We start from the raw sequence: 16,652 nt of genomic DNA, 5'->3' as shown, positions 1-16,652 counted from the left end.
CCAGGATCGCGGCATGCCACTCGACCCCCAGATCGCCGGCCTGCTGCAGATGATGGAGGCCGCCGGGAACCCGCCGATCTCCCAGGGCACGCCGGACCAGGCGCGAGCCGGCCTTCGCACGTTGATGGTCGACCTGCGCGACCCCGCCTCGCTCGTGCCGGTGGCCTCGGTGACGCCGGGGACGATCGGCGACGGCATCCCGGTGCGCGTCTACCGGCCCGAGGCCGACGGCCGCGCCACCCGGCCGACCGTCGTCTACTTCCACGGCGGCGGCTTCGTCATCGGCGACCTCGACACCCACGAGAACGTGTGCCGCCGGCTGTGTCGCGACACCGGCGCGGTCGTCGTCAGCGTCGACTACCCCCTCGCCCCCGAGCAGCCCTTCCCGGCCGCGCTCGACACCAGCTACGCAGCGCTGCGCTGGGTGGCCGACCACGTCGACGACTACGGCGACGACGAGGACCGGCTCGTCGTCGGGGGTGACAGCGCCGGCGGCAACCTCGCCGCGGTCTGCGCGCAGCTCGCCCACCGTGACGGCATCGCCCTCGCCGCGCAGCTGCTCGTCTACCCGGCCGTCGACATGCTCGGCGACTACTCGTCACGGACCGAGAACGGCGCCGGCTACTTCCTCACGCTCGACGACATGCACTGGTTCGCCGCGCAGTACCTGGCCTCGGCCGGCCCCGACGACGAGCGAGCGGCCGCGTTGGCGGCCGACCCGCGGGTGTCGCCGCTGCTCGCGGACAGCCTGGCCGGCATCGCGCCGGCCGTCGTCGCCACCGCCGAGTTCGACCCGCTGCGCGACGAGGGCGACCGCTACGCCGAGGCGCTCACGGCTGCCGGCGTCCCGGTCCGGGCCCGCCGCTTCCCCGGACTGATCCACGGCTTCTACGGCATGGAGACGTTCAGCAGCGGCGCCGACGCCGCGACGACCTGGATCAACGGCCAGCTCGGTGAGCTGCTGGCGGGAACGAGTACGGACTCGCGGTGACGCCCTCGCCGCTGCCGTCGGCGCGCCACTCGTAGACGTCGACGCCCCGCACGAACACCCGCAGCGCGCGGCTCATGACGTCGAGCGGGTCGCCGTCCCAGATCACGACGTCGCCGTCCAGACCGGGGCGCAGCGAGCCGACCCGGTCGTCGAGACCCATGATCTGCGCCGGGTTGACGGTGATCGCACGGAGCGCGTCGTCGCGGGTCATGCCCTCCTTCACCGCCAGCGTCGCCTGGTGGACGAGGAAATGGATCGGCACGACCGGGTGGTCGGTGGTGATCGCGACCCGCACGCCGGCGTTCGCGAGCCGGCCGGGGTTGGCGATGGTGCGCTCCCGGAGCTCGACCTTGGAGCGCGTGGTGAACAGCGGCCCGACGACGCACGGGATGTCCCGATCGGCCAGCACGTCGGCGAGCAGGAAGCCCTCGGTGGCGTGGTTGACGATCAGCCGGTACCCGAACTCGTCGGCGAGGCGGATCGCGGTGGCGATGTCGTCGGCACGATGGGTGTGCTGGCTCCACGGCAGCTCGCCGTCGAGCACCCGCACCAGCACCTCGCCGGTGGGGTCGCGGTCGAACGGCTTGCCCTCCTCGGCGGCCGCGTCCCGTCGCCGCCGGTAGTCCTGCGCCTTGAGGAACGCCTCGCGGATCACGGCCGCCACGCCCTGCCGGGTCGAGGGCAGCTGCTTGCGGTCGCCGTAGACGCGTTTGGGGTTCTCGCCGAGCGCGCTCTTCACCGACGCCGGCGCCTTCATCACCATCTCGTCGACGATGCGGCCCCACGTCTTGATCGCGACGGTCTGCCCACCGATCGGGTTGCCGCTGCCGGGCTTCACCACCACCGACGTGACCCCGCCCGACAGCGCGTCGCGAAAGCCGATGTCGGCGGGGTTGATGGCGTCGATCGCACGGAAGCGCGCCCCGTTGGGGTCGGTCATCTCGTTGGTGTCGTCGCCCGCCCAGCCCTGCGCCTCCTCGTCGATGCCGACGTGGCCGTGCGCCTCCACGAAGCCCGGTAGCACCCACCGCCCGGACGCGTCGACGGTCTCGACGCCGTCGGGCACCGTGACGTCGACGCCCACCGCGGCGATCACGCTGTCGGTCACGAGGACCGTCCCGGATTCGTGGACGGTGCCGTCGCCGACGACCACCCGGCCGCCGACGATCGCCACGCTCGCGTTCTCGATAGGGGGCATGCCCCTACGGTAGTGACGCCGTCAGCCCGCCGTCGCGACGCCCAGCTGGTTGGGCTGGTAGCCCACGAAGACGTCGGACAGCGATCCCACGTTGAGGCGTTTCTGCACGAGCTCGCCGAGCACGTCGAAGGGGTTGTTCACGCCCGGCACATCGCCGGAGTCCAGCGTGTTCGCCGCGAGCGGCGTCCACTTGCCGTAGACGCCACTACCCGCCAGGCCGCCGCCGAGCAGCCACATCAGGCTGCCGTGGCCGTGGTCGGTGCCGCCGCTGGCGTTCATCGCCACCCGACGCCCGAACTCCGTCATGACGGCGACGGTGACGCGCTTACGCCGCTCGACGCCGAGGTCGTCCATGAAGGCCTTGAGCGTCCGCGCGGTGTAGTCGAGGTTGTTGTCCAGGTCGCCGACCTCGTCGGTGTGGGTGTCCCACCCGCCGACGTCCACCGTGGCGACCTGCATGCCGACCTCGGCCCGCAGGATCTGGGCGAGGTTCTTCAGCTGGGTGCCGAAGGAACCGCTCGGGTAGGTCACGCTCGTCGCCGCCTGGGCCCGGATGGTGTCGGCCGTGGACAGCGCCGAGATCGTGGTGGGGACGTCGGCGCCGAGCGGCCCGCCGACGCCGCGGTAGAGCGAGAGCAGGGCCTGCTGCGCCGTCGGAGCGAGCGAGTCCCCGCCGGGGAACTTGAAGTCGCCGATCGCGTTCATGGTCAGCGACGGCTCCGCTCCGGCCAGCGCGACCGGCCGCGCCGAGCCCTCGGCGACCGCCCGGAACGTCGTGCCGGGGCCCAGCGCCTCGAGAGTGCGCTCGAGCCAGCCGGTCGACGACGTGTCCGATCCCCCCTTCTCCAGCCACTGCTGGGCCTGGAAGTGACTGCGCGAGATGCCGCCCTGCGAGCAGCCGGGCACGAACGCCAGCTCGCCGGTCGCCCACAGCTGGTCGTAGAGCGGCTTGAGCTTGGCGTTCAGGCCCCAGCCGCCCGACAACCCGACGAGGTTGGCGTCGCCCAGCGTCAGCCCGGATCGGACCTGCTTGAGGTAGTCCAGCCCCAGGTCGGCGGTGTTGGGCTGGACGATGCGCAGGCCGTCCGCCGCGCCGCGCATGAAGATCACGATCAGCGTGCGATCGGACGTCGACGGCGTGGCGGCGTACGCCGCGCGCGTGGTCGCCAGCTGCGTGCCCATGGCGGCGACGCCGGCCATGCCCACGCCGGCGAGGAACCGGCGCCGGGTCCAGCCACCGGTACCCCACGCGTCGTCCTGCGCGCAGAGTTGCGCGCCGACGCGATCGGCGTGCGCGCGGATCGTGCTCTCGAAGGCGTTCTCGGTGTGCATCGGGTCGTCCGTTCTCAACGCAGCGCGTGGTGGGGGCCGTCGAGGATGACGGCGGCGACGTAGTAGCCGAGCCAGCTGAGGCGCGACCGGCCGATCGCGGTCGCGGCGGGCTCGCCGGCGACCGTCTGCACGGCGGCGAGGTGGTCGGCCGTCCACGTCGTGCCGGTGAGCCGCTTGGCCATTGCGGCGATGGCCTCGCCGCTGGTCTTCGCGTCGCCGTAGAGCGCGGCGACGTCGGGCTTGGTCAGGCCGCCCCACCAGCCGCCGGTGAGCGCCACGTGCTGCTCCCACGTCTTGAGCAGCGCGCCGGGCGAGCGCCAGGCGGCCGCGACGTCCGGGTAGCCGTTGGGGGCCGCCCACTCCAGCGGCGTATGGCCCATGCCGCCGCTGACCCAGGTCAGCGTGTTGAGCGCGTCCTTCCAGCTGCTCGCGCCGATGCCCAGCACACGCACGGTCGCGAGCAGGTTCTCGGCGGGGCGGCGCACCTTCTTGCCGCGGCTCTGCCAGAACTCGACCGAACGCAGGATCGTCGACACCATCGGCAGGATCTGCGTCCGGCCGTCGAGATAGGCCTTGGCCACGGCGTTGACGAGGTCGGTCGACGGCGAGTCCGAGACGAAGCGGACGCACATCTTGCGGGCGAGGTTCTGCGCCGTGTACGGGTGCGACGCGAGGTAGCGCAGCAGGTCGTCGCCCGCCTTCTCCCCCGCCGCCGCGTTGCTGTTGGCGTGGGTGAAGCCCAGCACCGTCACCTTGCCGGTGGGATGCACGTAGTCGTCGAAGACGTAGTGGAAGCTGTTGGTCAGCGTCCGTCCGGTGAGCAGGCGTGCGGCGTTCTTGACGTCGTTCTCGCTGTAGCGCAGCCCCACCGTGTGCAGTTCGAGCAGCTCGCGGCCGTAGTTCTCGTTGACCGCACCCTTGGTCGAGTCCTTGAGGCTCAGGTAGGTCAGCATCGCCGGGTGCTTGGACGAGGCGAGCAGCATGTTGGTGAACGAGCCGGTCGCGTACTTGCGGACGACGTCGCGGTCGTAGGCGTGGCGGGTGACCCAGACGTCGCCGTTGTGGTTCGGCACGTTGAGGTGGTTGCTGAAGAAGTCGACCAGCACCTCGGCGAGCTGCGACCCGCTCCAGGCCTGCAGCCCCAGCGTGACGCGGGTGAGCTGGTCCATCGCGTCCCAGCCGTACTCGCGGTTGTTGCTCTTGAGCCACTGCCGCAGGTCGTAGGGGGTCATGCCCAGGAGCGGCCCCTGGGCGGCGACGGCCGGGTGGCCGGAGTAGCCGGGGTAGCTGCGGGCCCGCGAGACCATCAGGTCGTACCAGGCGTCGGGGCCGCGCTTGGTGACGTACGAGCGCGACGACGTGGTCGAGCCGAAGGAGAAGCGCGACAGGAGGTGGTCGACCGGGTCCCAGGCCAGCGGCGCGACGGCGGTGCGTTTCGCGGCCTTCACGGCGGCCGCGATCGTGGGGTAGACGCGGGCGGTCATGAGTAGCTCATGGGCGGGGGCCGAACCTCTCGGAATCGACCGGCGTCCCGCAGCCGGCCACTGACGCTCCCCGCGCAGACGTGAGATTAGCGTGAGACGGCCCTCGGCGCCAGCAACCGCCGGGGCTCGGTTCGCTTTTCGGCCCGATTACGTTGGTCTCATGAGCACCGAACCATCAGCCACGATCGGCGTCACCGGCCTCGCGGTGATGGGCCGCAACCTGGCCCGCAACCTGGCCCGCAACGGGCACACCGTCGCGCTGCACAACCGCACCCATGCCCGTACCGAGTCGCTGGTGGCCGAGCACGGCGACGAGGGCACCTTCGTCCCCTCCGAGCGGCTCGAGGACTTCGTCGCCTCGATCGAGCAGCCCCGCGCGATCATCGTCATGGTCAAGGCCGGCGCTCCGACCGATGCCGTCATCGATGAGCTCGTCCCGCTGCTCGACGAGGGCGACATCATCGTCGACTGCGGCAACGCGCACTACGCCGACACCCGGCGCCGGGAGCAGCAGCTCAGCGACAAGGGCATCCACTTCGTCGGCTGCGGCGTCTCCGGCGGCGAGGAGGGCGCGCTGAACGGGCCGTCGATCATGCCCGGCGGCTCGCGGCACGCGTGGGACCGGCTCGGGCCGATCTTCCGCTCCATCGCCGCCGAGGTCGACGGCGAGCCGTGTTGCGTCCACGTCGGGCCGGACGGCGCCGGGCACTTCGTCAAGATGGTGCACAACGGCATCGAGTACGCCGACATGCAGTTGATCGCCGAGGCCTACGACTTGCTGCGCGAAGGCCTGGGCGCGACGCCGGCCGAGATCGCCGACATCTTCCGTACCTGGAACGAGGGCGACCTCGAGAGCTTCCTCATCGAGATCACCGCGGTCGTGCTGGCCCAGGAAGACGCCGACACGGGCACGCCGTTCGTCGACGTCGTCGTGGACCAGGCCGAGCAGAAGGGCACCGGCCGGTGGACGGTGCAGAGCGCGCTCGATCTCGGCGTGCCCATCACCGGCATCGCCGAGGCCACCTTCGCCCGTGCCCTGTCGTCGCACGCCGAGCAGCGCGGGCCCGCCCGGGACGCGTTCGGCACCGAGACCGGCGAACTCGACGCGTCCGACCGCGACGAGTACATCGAGAACGTCCGGCTGGCGCTCTACGCCTCGAAGGTGGTCGCCTACGCACAGGGCTTCGACCAGATCAAGGCCGGCAGCGTCGAGTACGACTGGGACGTCGACCCCGGTGCCATGGCGATGATCTGGCGGGGCGGCTGCATCATCCGGGCCCGGTTCCTCGATCGCATCCACGACGCCTACACCGACGACCCCGACCTGCCCAGCCTGCTCGTGGCGCCCTACTTCGCCGACGCGGTCCGCAACGGGCTGGACGCCTGGCGCCAGGTGGTCTCGCAGGCCTCGCTCGCGGGCATTCCGGTCCCGGCCTTCGCCTCGTCGCTGTCCTACTTCGACGGGCTGCGTCGCGAACGGCTGCCGGCCGCCCTCATCCAGGGCCTGCGTGACAACTTCGGCGCCCACACCTATCGCCGCATCGACCGCGACGGCATGTTCCACATCGAGTGGGCCGGCGACGCGCTGCAGCACGACGCCTGACCGGAGCGCGGTGGGTTGCGCCCGCCGACGGGCACAACCCACCGCGCTCGGCGGCTCACTCGCCGGTCGGCAGCTCCACGTGGCCGCCGAAGGCCTGCCGCATGGCCGAGAGCAGCTTGTCGGCGTACACGGCCTCGCCACGGCTGGAGAACCGGGCGAACAGCGACGCCGCGAGCACCGGGGTCGGGACGCCCTCGTCGATGCCGGCCTTGATCGTCCAGCGCCCCTCGCCGGAGTCGGACACGCGCCCGGCGATGCCGTCGAGGTTCGGGTTGCCGTTGAGCGCGCCGGCGGTGAGGTCCAACAGCCACGACGCCACGACCGACCCGCGACGCCACACCTCGGACACCTTCGCGATGTCGATGTCGTACTGGTAGTACTGCGGCTGGTCGAGCGGGGTCTCCTCGGCCGAGTGCGTCTTCTCCTTCTTGCCGGCGTTCGCCTTGTGCAGGACGTTGAGCCCCTCGGCGTACGCGGCCATCATCCCGTACTCGATGCCGTTGTGGACCATCTTCACGAAGTGCCCGGAGCCCGCCGGCCCGCAGTGCAGGTAGCCCTGCTCCTCCGGAGCCGGGTCGCCCTTGCGGCCGGGGGTGCGGTCGATGTCGCCGACCCCCGGGGCGATGCTGGCGAAGAGCGGCTCGCAGTGCGCGAACGCCTCGTCGGAGCCGCCGATCATCAGGCAGTAGCCGCGGTCGAGACCCCACACGCCGCCGCTCGTGCCGACGTCGAGGTAGTGGATCCCCCGCTCGGCCAGGGCCGCCGCGCGGTCGAAGTCCTCGCGGTAGTTGGAGTTCCCACCGTTGATGATGATGTCGTCCTCGTCGAGCAGCTCGGCCAGCTGTTCGACGACCTTGTCGGTGATGCCGGCGGGGATCATCACCCACGCGACGCGGGGCTTGTCCAGCTTGGCGACGAAGTCCTCGAGCGACTCGGCGCCGGCCGCGCCGTCGTCGGAGAGCTGCTTCACGGTGTCGGCGTTGGTGTCGTAGGCGACCGCGGTGTGACCGTCGCGCATGATGCGGCGCACGATGTTGGCACCCATGCGGCCGAGGCCGATCATTCCCAGTTGCATGTCAGGACTCCTTGGCGGACCGGCGCGCGGCGCGGTAACGGGTGATCAGGGCGTTGGTGGAGCTGTCGTGCGCGAGGTCGGGGTCGTCGGCGGCCGACAGCTCGCCGGCCACCTTCTTGGCGAGCACCTTGCCCAGCTCGACACCCCACTGGTCGAAACTGTTCACCGACCAGATGGTCCCCTGCGTGAACACGCTGTGCTCGTAGAGAGCGACGAGCGTACCGAGCGCGTGGGGCGTCAGCCGGTCGAGCAGCAGCGTGTTGGACGGCCGGTTGCCCTCGAACACGCGATGGGGGACGAGGTCGGCGTCGGTGCCCTCGTCGCGCACCTGCTCGGCGGTCTTGCCGAACGCCAACGCCTCGCCCTGAGCGAAGACGTTGGCGGTGAGCAGGTCGTGGTGCTCGCCCAGCGGGTTGAGCGACTGCGCGAAGCCGAGGAAGTCCACCGGGATGAGCAGCGTGCCCTGGTGGATGAGCTGGTAGAAGCTGTGCTGGCCGTTCGTCCCCGGCTCCCCCCAGTACACCGGGCCGGTGGCGTAGTCGACGGTCTCGCCGGCCAGGGTGACGTGCTTGCCGTTGGACTCCATCGTCAGCTGCTGCAGGTAGGCCGGGAACCGCTTGAGGTACTGGTCGTAGGGCAGCACGGCCTGCGTCTGCGCATCGAAGAAGTCCGCGTACCAGACGGTGAGCAGGCCGAGCAGCACCGGCAGGTTGGCCTCGAACGGGGCGGTGCGGAAGTGCTCGTCCAGCTCGTGGAAGCCCGCGAGCAGCTCGCCGAACGCGTCCGGCCCGATGGCGATCATCGTCGACAGCCCGATCGCGGAGTCCATCGAGTACCGGCCGCCGACCCAGTCCCAGAAGCCGAACATGTTCATGACGTCGATGCCGAACTCGCTGACGGCGTCGGCGTTGGTCGACACCGCGGCGAAGTGCTTCGCCACCGCGGACCGGTCGCCGAGCGCGTCGAGCAGCCAGTCGCGAGCGGTCTGCGCGTTCGTCATCGTCTCGAGGGTGGTGAAGGTCTTGGACGACACGATGAACAGCGTCTCGGCGGGGTCGAGGTCGCGGGTGGCCTCGGCGAAGTCGGTGCCGTCGACGTTCGACACGAAGCGGAACGTGAGGTCGCGGTGGGAGTAGTGCCGCAGCGCCTCGTACGCCATGACCGGACCGAGGTCGGAACCCCCGATACCGATGTTGACGATGGTGCGGATGGGCTTGCCGGTGTGCCCGATCCAGCGACCGGAGCGGATGCGCTCGGCGAACTCGGCCATCCGACCGAGCACCTCGTGCACGGCGGGGACGACGTCGACGCCGTCGACCGTGATGCGCGTACCGGACGGGGCGCGCAGCGCGACGTGCAGCACCGCACGGTCCTCGGTGGTGTTGATCTTCTCGCCGGCGAACATCGCATCGATGCGCTCGCGCAGCCCGGACTCCTCGGCGAGCTGCAGCAGCAGCCGGAGGGTCTCGTCGGTGATCCGGTTCTTGGAGTAGTCGAGGTAGATGCCCGCGGCCTCCAGGGTGAGCCGGGTCCCCCGGTCCGGATCGTCGGCGAACAGCTCGCGCAGGTGGCGGCCGCCCACCTCGGCGTGATGGGCCCGTAGCGCGGCCCAGGCGGGTCGTTCGGTCAACGGAGCGGGAGTGGTCATGTGACGTGCCATGGCGTGAGGATGCCCATACCGAATGCGTACCAGACCGGCCCGAACGGTCGATGACGGCCGGTTAGCCTGGGTTCATGAGCGAACTGCCCAAGCTCTCGGTCATCGGGACGGGATACCTCGGCGCGACCCATGCGGTGAGCATGGTCGAGCTCGGCTACGAGGTGATCGGCCTCGACGTCGACCAGGCGAAGATCGATCTGCTCCGCGCCGGGAAGGTGCCCTTCTTCGAGCCCGAGCTGCCCGAGCTGTTGGAGAAGCACGTCAACGGCGGGCGGTTGCGCTTCACGACCGACTACGCCGAGGTCGCCGAGTTCGCGGACGTCCACTTCGTCTGCGTCGGCACCCCGCAGCGACCGGGCGAGCTGGCCGCCGACCTGACCTATGTCGAGGCCGCGTTCCGTTCGCTGGCCCCGCACTTGGACCGCAGGGCCCTGGTGGTGGGCAAGTCGACCGTCCCCGCCGGGACCGCGGTACGCATGGAGGCCCTGCTGCAGGACCTCGCCCCGAACAAGGAGGTCGAGCTCGCCTGGAACCCGGAGTTCCTGCGCGAGGGGTTCGCGGTGCAGGACACGCTGCGTCCGGACCGGCTCGTCCTCGGCGTCCACAGCGACTGGGCCGAGAAGACCATCCGTTCGGCCTTCGAGCCGGTGATCAAGGCCGGCACGCCGGTCGTCGTCACCGACTTCGCGACCGCGGAGCTCGTCAAGGTGGCGGCCAACTCGTTCCTCGCCACCAAGATCTCGTTCATCAACGCAATGGCCGAGATCTGCGAGACCACCGGTGCCGACGTGACGCAGCTGGCCGAGGCGATCGGCCACGACGCCCGTATCGGCCGCAAGTTCCTCAACGCCGGTCTCGGCTTCGGCGGCGGCTGCCTGCCCAAGGACATCCGAGCCTTCATCGCCCGGGCCGGCGAGCTGGGCGTCGACCAGGCGGTGTCGTTCCTGCACGAGGTCGACAGCATCAACCAGCGGCGCCGGGCGCGGACCGTCGACCTCGGTCTCGACCTCCTGGACGGCTCCTACCGCGGCGCGAAGGTCGCGGCCCTGGGCGCCGCCTTCAAGCCGAACTCCGACGACATCCGCGACTCCCCCGCCCTCGACGTCGCCGCCGCCATCGGCCGCCGCGAGGGCCAGGTGATGATCTACGACCCGCAGGCCATCGAGACGGCGCGCGCGAAGCAGCCGGAGCTCAACTACGCGACCTCGCTCGAGGACGCCCTCGACGGCGCCGACATCGTCTTCCTGCTCACCGAGTGGGACGAGTTCAAGTTCATGCACCCGGGTGTGGTCGGCAAGCTCGTCGCCCAGCGCAAGATCGTCGACGGCCGCAACGTCCTCGACCCGGTGCAGTGGCGGCAGGCGGGCTGGCAGTACCGCGCGCTCGGCCGCCCCTGACCCCCGCCTTCCTCGGCGAGTTGGTGGCAACCGAGCCCGGTTTTTCGACCAACTCGCCGAGGAAGGCGTCAGGGGACGAGGCTGATCCGCACGGCGCGGAATTGTTCGGGCGTCGCCTCGAGCACCCGCCGCCGCGGATCCTTGACCTCGAGCCAGGGGCCGGTCGGGTCGAGGTGGGCGAGCCGGCGGTCGGCGAGCACGGCCCGGACGGCCTCGCGGTCGCCCCCGGCGACGACGGCCTCCAGCGCGGCGCCGGCCAGCACCCCGGCGGCGCCGTCCGCCGCGGTCGCGAAGGCCGCCTCCGCCTGGTTCGCCCGTCGCCGCGCGTAGCGCTGCTGTGACCAGCCGCCCGCCTTCGTCCCGCCCTGGACGTAGCTCGACCCCACCTTGGACGAGATCAGCGCCGTGCCGTCGAAGACGCCCGCCGCATACCCGCCGCGTCGCACGAGCAGGACCCCGACGCGCCTCGATCGCGTGGCGTGGGCGACCAGATCGCCGACGGTGTCACCCACGAGGGGCGGGAACGGTACGTCGAGCCAGGCGCGGTCGCCGTCGGCCCCGACGAGCTCGACCCGGTCCGGGCCCACCGTCTCCTCGGTCTCGCCGTGCCGCTCGCGGAAGCCGGTCAGCCAGCGTTCGAGCCGCTCGGGGGCGACGGTCACACGTCGCGCATCGGCCGGGGGTGAGGTCACCCCGACGATGATGCCCCGGCGAGCGGGATCTCGAGTGCCGCGTCGTCGCCGGTCGCCCCGTCGCGCTCGTCGACGCGGACCAGCGCGATCCCGGCGAGCACCACGAGACCACCGATCAGCTGCAGCACCGACGGTTGCTGGTCGAGCAGCAGCCAGGCGAACAGGATGGCGAAGAGCACCTCGGCCAGCCCGACGAACGACGCCACCTTGGCCCCGAGCCGGCGCGCCGCGGCGATGCCGGTCGTGTACGCGGCGACGGTCGCCACCAACGCCACCCCGAGGGCCGGGACGAGCCAGCTGAGCCGGGCTCCCCCGAGGTCGACGTCGGCGGCCCTCGTCTCGAACGGGATCAGGCCGACGAGTGCGAACACCGCGAGCGCCGTGAAGCCGAGGACGCAGCCGGCCCACGCCATGGCGACGGGATGCAGCTGCGCGTCGCTGTGCGACGAGACGACGAAGTACGTCGCGAGGCCGGCGGCGGCGCCGAGACCCCAGAGAACGCCGACGAGATCGACGCGCTGCGGACCGGTGAGGTCGAGCACCAGCACCAGGCCGACGATCGCGATCAGCCCGCCCGCCACGGTCAACCGCGACGGCCGCTGCCCGTGGCGCAGCCAGAGCCACAGCACGACGAACAGCGTCCCCGAGTACTCGAGCAGCAGCGCGACGCCGACCGACAGGTGCTCGACGGCGTTGAAGAAGAACAGCTGGCAGCCGGCGAGGGCGACCAGCCCGTACGCGGCCACGTCGGCGGCGCCCGTGCGCAGCGACCGCCAGCGCCCCCGCAGCACGAACAGTGCGGGGACCGTCAACGCCAGCGCGGCCAGTCCGATGCGGACGGTCACCGCGCCGCCCGGCGTCCAGCCCGACGCCATGAGCGAATCGGCGAACGAGCCCGACGTGCCGAACGTCGCGGCCGAGACGACCGCCAGCCCGAGCCCGACCGATCTGCCGCGCAGCGCCACGGTCATCCTCCACCGTAAGGGTCTAAAGTGATTTCGGTCGTGACGCTATCGACCGGCCCGGTAAGGAGTCAAGATGCTTTTCGCTCATGACACCGAGGTGGCCCTCGCCGCGGCGGCCGCGCTGGTCAACACCGAGGAGAACGGCGGTCTCGACAGCGTCGCCGAGCTGGCCGACTTCGTCACGAGCTGGCGGTGGTCCGGCGCCCACCGCCGCAGCCGGTCCGAGCTCGACGCGGTCCGCGCGCTGCGGCCGCGGCTCCGCACGGTCTGGCACGCCGACGTCGACGAGGCGGTGACGATCACCAACACCCTGCTGCGGGAGTCGCACGCACTGCCGCAGCTCGTCGCCCACGACGAGTGGGGCTACCACCTCCACGCCACCGACCCGGACGCCCCGCTCGCCGACCGCATGGCGGTCGAGGCCGCGATGGCCTTCGTCGACGTCATCCGCCTGGAGGAGCTCGACCGCCTGCGGGTGTGCGCGTCAGACGACTGCGAGTCCGTGCTCGTCGACCTGTCGAAGAACCGCTCGCGGCGCTTCTGTGACTTCGGGTGCGGCAACCGCGCCAACGTCGCGGCCTACCGCGCTCGCCGGTCGAGCGCTACGACGTGATGTCCTTGCGGTCGAAGCGCAGGAACGCGAGGCCGAGGAACACCGCGATGTAGACGAGCGCCACGCCGGTGCCGCGGATCATGTCGTCGTAGCGGACGGGCGAGGACAACACGTCGACCCACGAGTAGTCCCAGTGCGCCAGCAGGTAGTTGCGCAGGCTGCCGAGCGCGGTGATCTGGTCGATGATGTTCGAGATGACGGTCAGCATCACCGCGCCGCCGACCGCGCCGAGCGGGTTGTCGACGCAGACGCTGAGGAAGAACGCCAGCGCGGCGATGCCCATCAGCTGGACGACGATGTAGCCGACCGCGACGAGCATGCGCCAGGACGACCCGCCGCCGCCGAACGACCCACCCAGCGGGGACACCGCCGGCCCGAAGCCGAAGAAGACGCCGCCGACCAGGAACGACCAGACCGGCAGCACCAGGTTCGCCGCCACGGTCATCACGCCCGCCACCGCGAGCTTCTGGCGCAGCAACCGGGCCCGCGGCACCGGCTGCGCGAGCAGGTAGCGCAGCGACGACCAACTGGCCTCGCTCGCCACGGTGTCGCCCGCGAACAACGCGACCACGACGACGAGCAGGAACCCCACCGACGCGAACTCGGTGAACAGCGCGAAGTTGTAGCCGCCGGCCGTCGCCAGTCCGACGAGCTCGGGCGCGCCGTCCGATGCCGCCTCGGCCGCGCCGCCGAACTGGAAGGCGCAGGCGATGATGATCGGCAGGACGAGCAGCAGACCGAACGACACCTGCGTCCGGCGTCGCTTCACCTGCCGCACGAACTCCACCCGCAGCCGCAGCGTGCGGTGCGCGTTGTAGGTGTGCGGCCGGTCGGGGTCGAGCACGGCGAGCCGGTCGTGCACGCCGCGATGCGTGGCCGCGACCTTCGACAGCTCCCGGTCGGTCGTGCGGGTGGCGCGGCCGAGCCCGGCGCGGCCGTTGGCGTGCTGGGTGCCGGTCGGCTGCTCAGCCACTGACGTCCACCTCTTCCCCGATGAGCTCGAGGAACACGTCCTCGAGCGAGCGGCGGGCCGGCACGAGCTCGGCGTCGACGCCGGCCGCGGCCAGGATCTCGGCGGCGCGGGCGGGGTCGCCCACGGCGAGCTGGGCCCCGTCGGTGCCCGAGATCTCGTCGACCGACCCGGCCGACACCACGCGGCCCTTGTGCATGACGACCACGTGCGTGCAGGTCTGCTCGACCTCGGAGAGCAGATGGCTCGACACCACGACCGTCCGTCCGGTGTCGGCGTACTGCTTCATGACCTCACGCATCTCGGCGATCTGCGGCGGGTCGAGGCCGTTGGTCGGCTCGTCGAGCACGAGCAGTTCGGGCAGGCCGAGCATGGCCTGCGCGATGCCGAGCCGCTGCCGCATGCCCTGGCTGTAGGTGCGGACGCGGCGGTCGATGGAGCCGCCGAGACCGGCGATGTCGAGCGCGACGGTGAACTCGGCCTCGTCGTCGGGACGCCCGGTCGCGGCCCAGTAGAGCCGCAGGTTCTCCCGGCCGGTCAGGTGCGGCAGGAAGCCCGGGCCCTCGATGAACGAGCCGAGCCGCGACAGGACCGGCGCGCCCGGCGCGACGGGCTGGCCGAAGACGTGCAGCTCACCCGAGGTCGGGGTGATGAGGCCGACGAGCACGCGCAGCGCCGTCGTCTTGCCCGCGCCGTTGGGGCCGAGCAGGCCGACGACCTGGCCCTTCTCGACGCGGAAGCTGATGTCGTCCACGGCGCGGTACCCGCCGGAGTACTCCTTGACGAGGTTGCGCACGCTGACCGGGACGTCGGTGAGGTCGGGGTCCGGCCGCAGCACCCGGCGGCGCCGCAGGAACACCGCTCCCACGAGCAGGGCGACGAGCAGGCACGCGCCGAGGCCGGCGAACAGCCAGCCGAGCGGGAACCCGCCGGACACCTCGGTGCCCTTCACCCCGGACGCGACCCGCAACGGGGTGGCCTCGGCGGCGAGACCGATGGTGTAGCTGCGCGGCTCGGCCGGGCCGGCGTACGCGAAGTCCGACGTGCTCACCGACAGCACCAGCCGATGACCGGGCAGCACGTGCTGGACGACGGTCGGCAGGGCGACGTCGACGGTCTTCGGCTGCCCGGGGGTGAGCCCGGTGACGCGCAGCGGCGACACGAGCTGCGAGGGCAGCGTGTACGAGCCGTCGGGGGCGAGGTCGCGCAGCCCGGCGAAGAGCACGGTGTCGGTCGAGTTCCGCGCGGTGACGGTGATGCGGACGTTCGAGCGGCCCACGACGGTCGTGTCGTTGTCGATCGTCGCCGTGCTGAACAGCGCGGTCTGCCCCGGCGCGGAGGGCAGCACCGCGAGCGCGCGGTCGAAGCGGCCGGAGATGCCGCCCAGCCCGGGGATGCTCGTGATGACCGCGGGGACGCCGCCCGCCGGCGACGAGACGGTCTGCGGCCGCCCGGTCAGCGCGTACCCGGTGGTCTTCCCGCTGCCGAACGCGAGCGTCGGGTACGCGGCCGCGCGCATCGTCGAGCGCTCGCTGTCACCGGTCTCGGCGCTGATGACGCCGTCGTCCTGCGAGTAGGTGAACGGTTGCGCGCCGCGCAGGTCGTCACCGGCGAAGACCTTGCCGAACCACGAGATCGCGTTGTTGGCGGCGGTCGAACCCCCCGCGGCGCTGTTGTCGTGCCCACCGGCGCGCCACGACACCGACACCGGCGTCCCGGTCGCGGCGATGCCCCGGGCGTTCGCGTCGGCCTGGCTCAGCGGGAACAGCGAGTCCTGCTCGCCCTGCGTCAGCTGGGTCGGGGCCTTGATGCGCGACAGGATCGTCGCCGGGCTCGCCTCGCGCATCAGCGTGCGCAGCGCCGCCGTCGGTGCGCCCCGGGCGGCCGACTGCTGGTAGGCGCGACAGACGTCGGCGGCGAACCGGCCGCAGGTCGGCGTCCCGCTCACCGTCGGTTCGCGGCGGCCGCCTAGCAGGGCCTGCAGGCCGCCGCTCGTCCGGTCGCCGAAGCCGTTGCCGAAGAGCTGGCCGACCCAGAGCTTCTTGAACGGGCCCGGCCCGGTGCCGCCGAAGTTAGGGAAGAACGCCTGCTCGAGGTCGTTCCAGGTGATGTCGGCGCTGACCGCCTTCACCCGCGGGTCGTAACCGGCGAGCAGCAGTGACAGCCCGCCGCCGTAGGACGAACCGGCCGCGGCGATCTGCGCCTGGCCGCCGCTGCGCTTCACCTCGTCGCGCTGCGAGAGGTAGGTGACGAGCAGTTTCGCGTCGGCGACCTCGTAGCGCGGCGACGCGAAGTGGATCTTGCCGCCGGACTTGCCGAAACCGCGTGCGGTGTAGGTCAGGACGACGTAACCCGAGCGGGCGAACCGCTCGGCGTCGCTGCGCAGGCCCGACTTGTCGCCGCCGAAGCCCTGGGTCAGCAGGACGGCCGGCGCCGGGGTGGTCTCGGGCAGGTAGAGCGTCGTGTCGAGGCGGACGGCGGTGCCGTCGGGCTCGGGCGTCCCCGTGACGAACTGCGACCGGCTGCGGACGGTCGGGTCGGCGCCGGTGACCGCGAGGGTGGTGATCAACCCGGCCGCGATCACGACGCCGAGCAGGACGATCAGTACGGTGCGCGAGCGCAGTCTTTCGCGTAGTGCGCCCAACGTCACGCTGCGTCCGCTCGCTGCCGGT

13 protein-coding genes are annotated in these 16,652 nt (G+C 71.5%); 4 read left to right on the top strand and 9 right to left on the bottom strand.

Features of this window, described 5'->3' with window-relative positions:
- The first annotated feature begins 13 nt into the window (after window positions 1-13).
- A complete protein-coding gene (locus BUE29_RS20050) occupies window positions 14-991 on the top strand; it encodes an alpha/beta hydrolase (RefSeq protein ID WP_073392250.1) in 978 nt (325 codons plus the stop codon).
- On the opposite strand, the gene BUE29_RS20045 is transcribed toward BUE29_RS20050, so the two are convergent.
- From BUE29_RS20045 to BUE29_RS20035, 3 genes are read right to left on the bottom strand one after another with little or no spacing between them, the layout of a single operon-like run.
- Window positions 939-2,189 carry an amidohydrolase gene (locus BUE29_RS20045; RefSeq protein WP_073392249.1) on the bottom strand — a complete coding sequence of 417 codons (1,251 nt, stop codon included), beginning with the start codon at window positions 2,187-2,189 and terminating at the stop codon, window positions 939-941. The genes BUE29_RS20050 and BUE29_RS20045 overlap by 53 nt on opposite strands.
- A gap of 21 nt (window positions 2,190-2,210) precedes the next feature.
- Window positions 2,211-3,521 carry a DUF1501 domain-containing protein gene (locus BUE29_RS20040; RefSeq protein ID WP_073392248.1) on the bottom strand — a complete coding sequence of 437 codons (1,311 nt, stop codon included), beginning with the start codon at window positions 3,519-3,521 and terminating at the stop codon, window positions 2,211-2,213.
- 14 nt (window positions 3,522-3,535) lie between these two features.
- The gene (locus BUE29_RS20035) at window positions 3,536-5,005 is read right to left on the bottom strand and encodes a DUF1800 domain-containing protein (protein ID WP_073392247.1); all 1,470 of its coding nucleotides are present in this window, start codon (window positions 5,003-5,005) and stop codon (window positions 3,536-3,538) included.
- Window positions 5,006-5,165: 160 nt separating this feature from the next.
- On the opposite strand from BUE29_RS20035, the gene gndA reads away from it, so the two are divergent.
- A complete protein-coding gene (gene gndA, locus BUE29_RS20030) occupies window positions 5,166-6,608 on the top strand; it encodes an NADP-dependent phosphogluconate dehydrogenase (RefSeq protein ID WP_073392246.1) in 1,443 nt (480 codons plus the stop codon).
- Between the two features lie 55 nt (window positions 6,609-6,663).
- On the opposite strand, the gene gnd is transcribed toward gndA, so the two are convergent.
- Both gnd and pgi read right to left on the bottom strand, forming a co-directional pair.
- Window positions 6,664-7,683 carry a phosphogluconate dehydrogenase (NAD(+)-dependent, decarboxylating) gene (gnd, locus tag BUE29_RS20025; RefSeq protein WP_073392245.1) on the bottom strand — a complete coding sequence of 340 codons (1,020 nt, stop codon included), beginning with the start codon at window positions 7,681-7,683 and terminating at the stop codon, window positions 6,664-6,666.
- Window position 7,684: 1 nt separating this feature from the next.
- Window positions 7,685-9,343, bottom strand: coding sequence for a glucose-6-phosphate isomerase (gene pgi, locus BUE29_RS20020; protein ID WP_200800341.1), 1,659 nt, complete (start codon window positions 9,341-9,343; stop codon window positions 7,685-7,687).
- Between the two features lie 74 nt (window positions 9,344-9,417).
- Between pgi and BUE29_RS20015 the strand changes: the two genes are divergently transcribed.
- Window positions 9,418-10,740, top strand: coding sequence for a UDP-glucose dehydrogenase family protein (locus tag BUE29_RS20015; protein ID WP_073392243.1), 1,323 nt, complete (start codon window positions 9,418-9,420; stop codon window positions 10,738-10,740).
- Window positions 10,741-10,808: 68 nt separating this feature from the next.
- On the opposite strand, the gene BUE29_RS20010 is transcribed toward BUE29_RS20015, so the two are convergent.
- Both BUE29_RS20010 and BUE29_RS20005 read right to left on the bottom strand, forming a co-directional pair.
- Window positions 10,809-11,432: an acVLRF1 family peptidyl-tRNA hydrolase gene (locus tag BUE29_RS20010; protein WP_084181538.1), complete on the bottom strand. Its 624-nt coding sequence runs from the start codon at window positions 11,430-11,432 to the stop codon at window positions 10,809-10,811.
- On the bottom strand, window positions 11,429-12,403 hold the full coding sequence (locus BUE29_RS20005) for an EamA family transporter (RefSeq protein ID WP_073392241.1): 975 nt from the start codon (window positions 12,401-12,403) through the stop codon (window positions 11,429-11,431). The genes BUE29_RS20010 and BUE29_RS20005 overlap by 4 nt, the downstream gene beginning before the upstream one ends.
- A gap of 67 nt (window positions 12,404-12,470) precedes the next feature.
- Between BUE29_RS20005 and BUE29_RS20000 the strand changes: the two genes are divergently transcribed.
- A complete protein-coding gene (locus tag BUE29_RS20000) occupies window positions 12,471-13,010 on the top strand; it encodes a CGNR zinc finger domain-containing protein (RefSeq protein ID WP_073392240.1) in 540 nt (179 codons plus the stop codon).
- Here BUE29_RS20000 and BUE29_RS19995 read toward each other — a convergent pair.
- Window positions 13,000-13,983: an ABC transporter permease gene (locus BUE29_RS19995; RefSeq protein WP_084181536.1), complete on the bottom strand. Its 984-nt coding sequence runs from the start codon at window positions 13,981-13,983 to the stop codon at window positions 13,000-13,002. The two genes, BUE29_RS20000 and BUE29_RS19995, sit on opposite strands and share 11 nt — an antisense overlap.
- Window positions 13,976-16,630 (bottom strand): alpha/beta fold hydrolase, encoded by a 2,655-nt coding sequence (locus BUE29_RS19990; RefSeq protein WP_073392239.1) that lies wholly within the window; start codon window positions 16,628-16,630, stop codon window positions 13,976-13,978. The genes BUE29_RS19995 and BUE29_RS19990 overlap by 8 nt, the downstream gene beginning before the upstream one ends.
- Window positions 16,631-16,652: the final 22 nt, after the last annotated feature.

Origin of the sequence: Jatrophihabitans endophyticus, from assembly GCF_900129455.1 — a bacterium.
Lineage (GTDB): Bacteria > Actinomycetota > Actinomycetes > Mycobacteriales > Jatrophihabitantaceae > Jatrophihabitans > Jatrophihabitans endophyticus.
The sequence above is the reverse complement of the archived record's forward strand: the minus strand, read 5'-3'. Positions and strand labels throughout refer to the sequence as shown.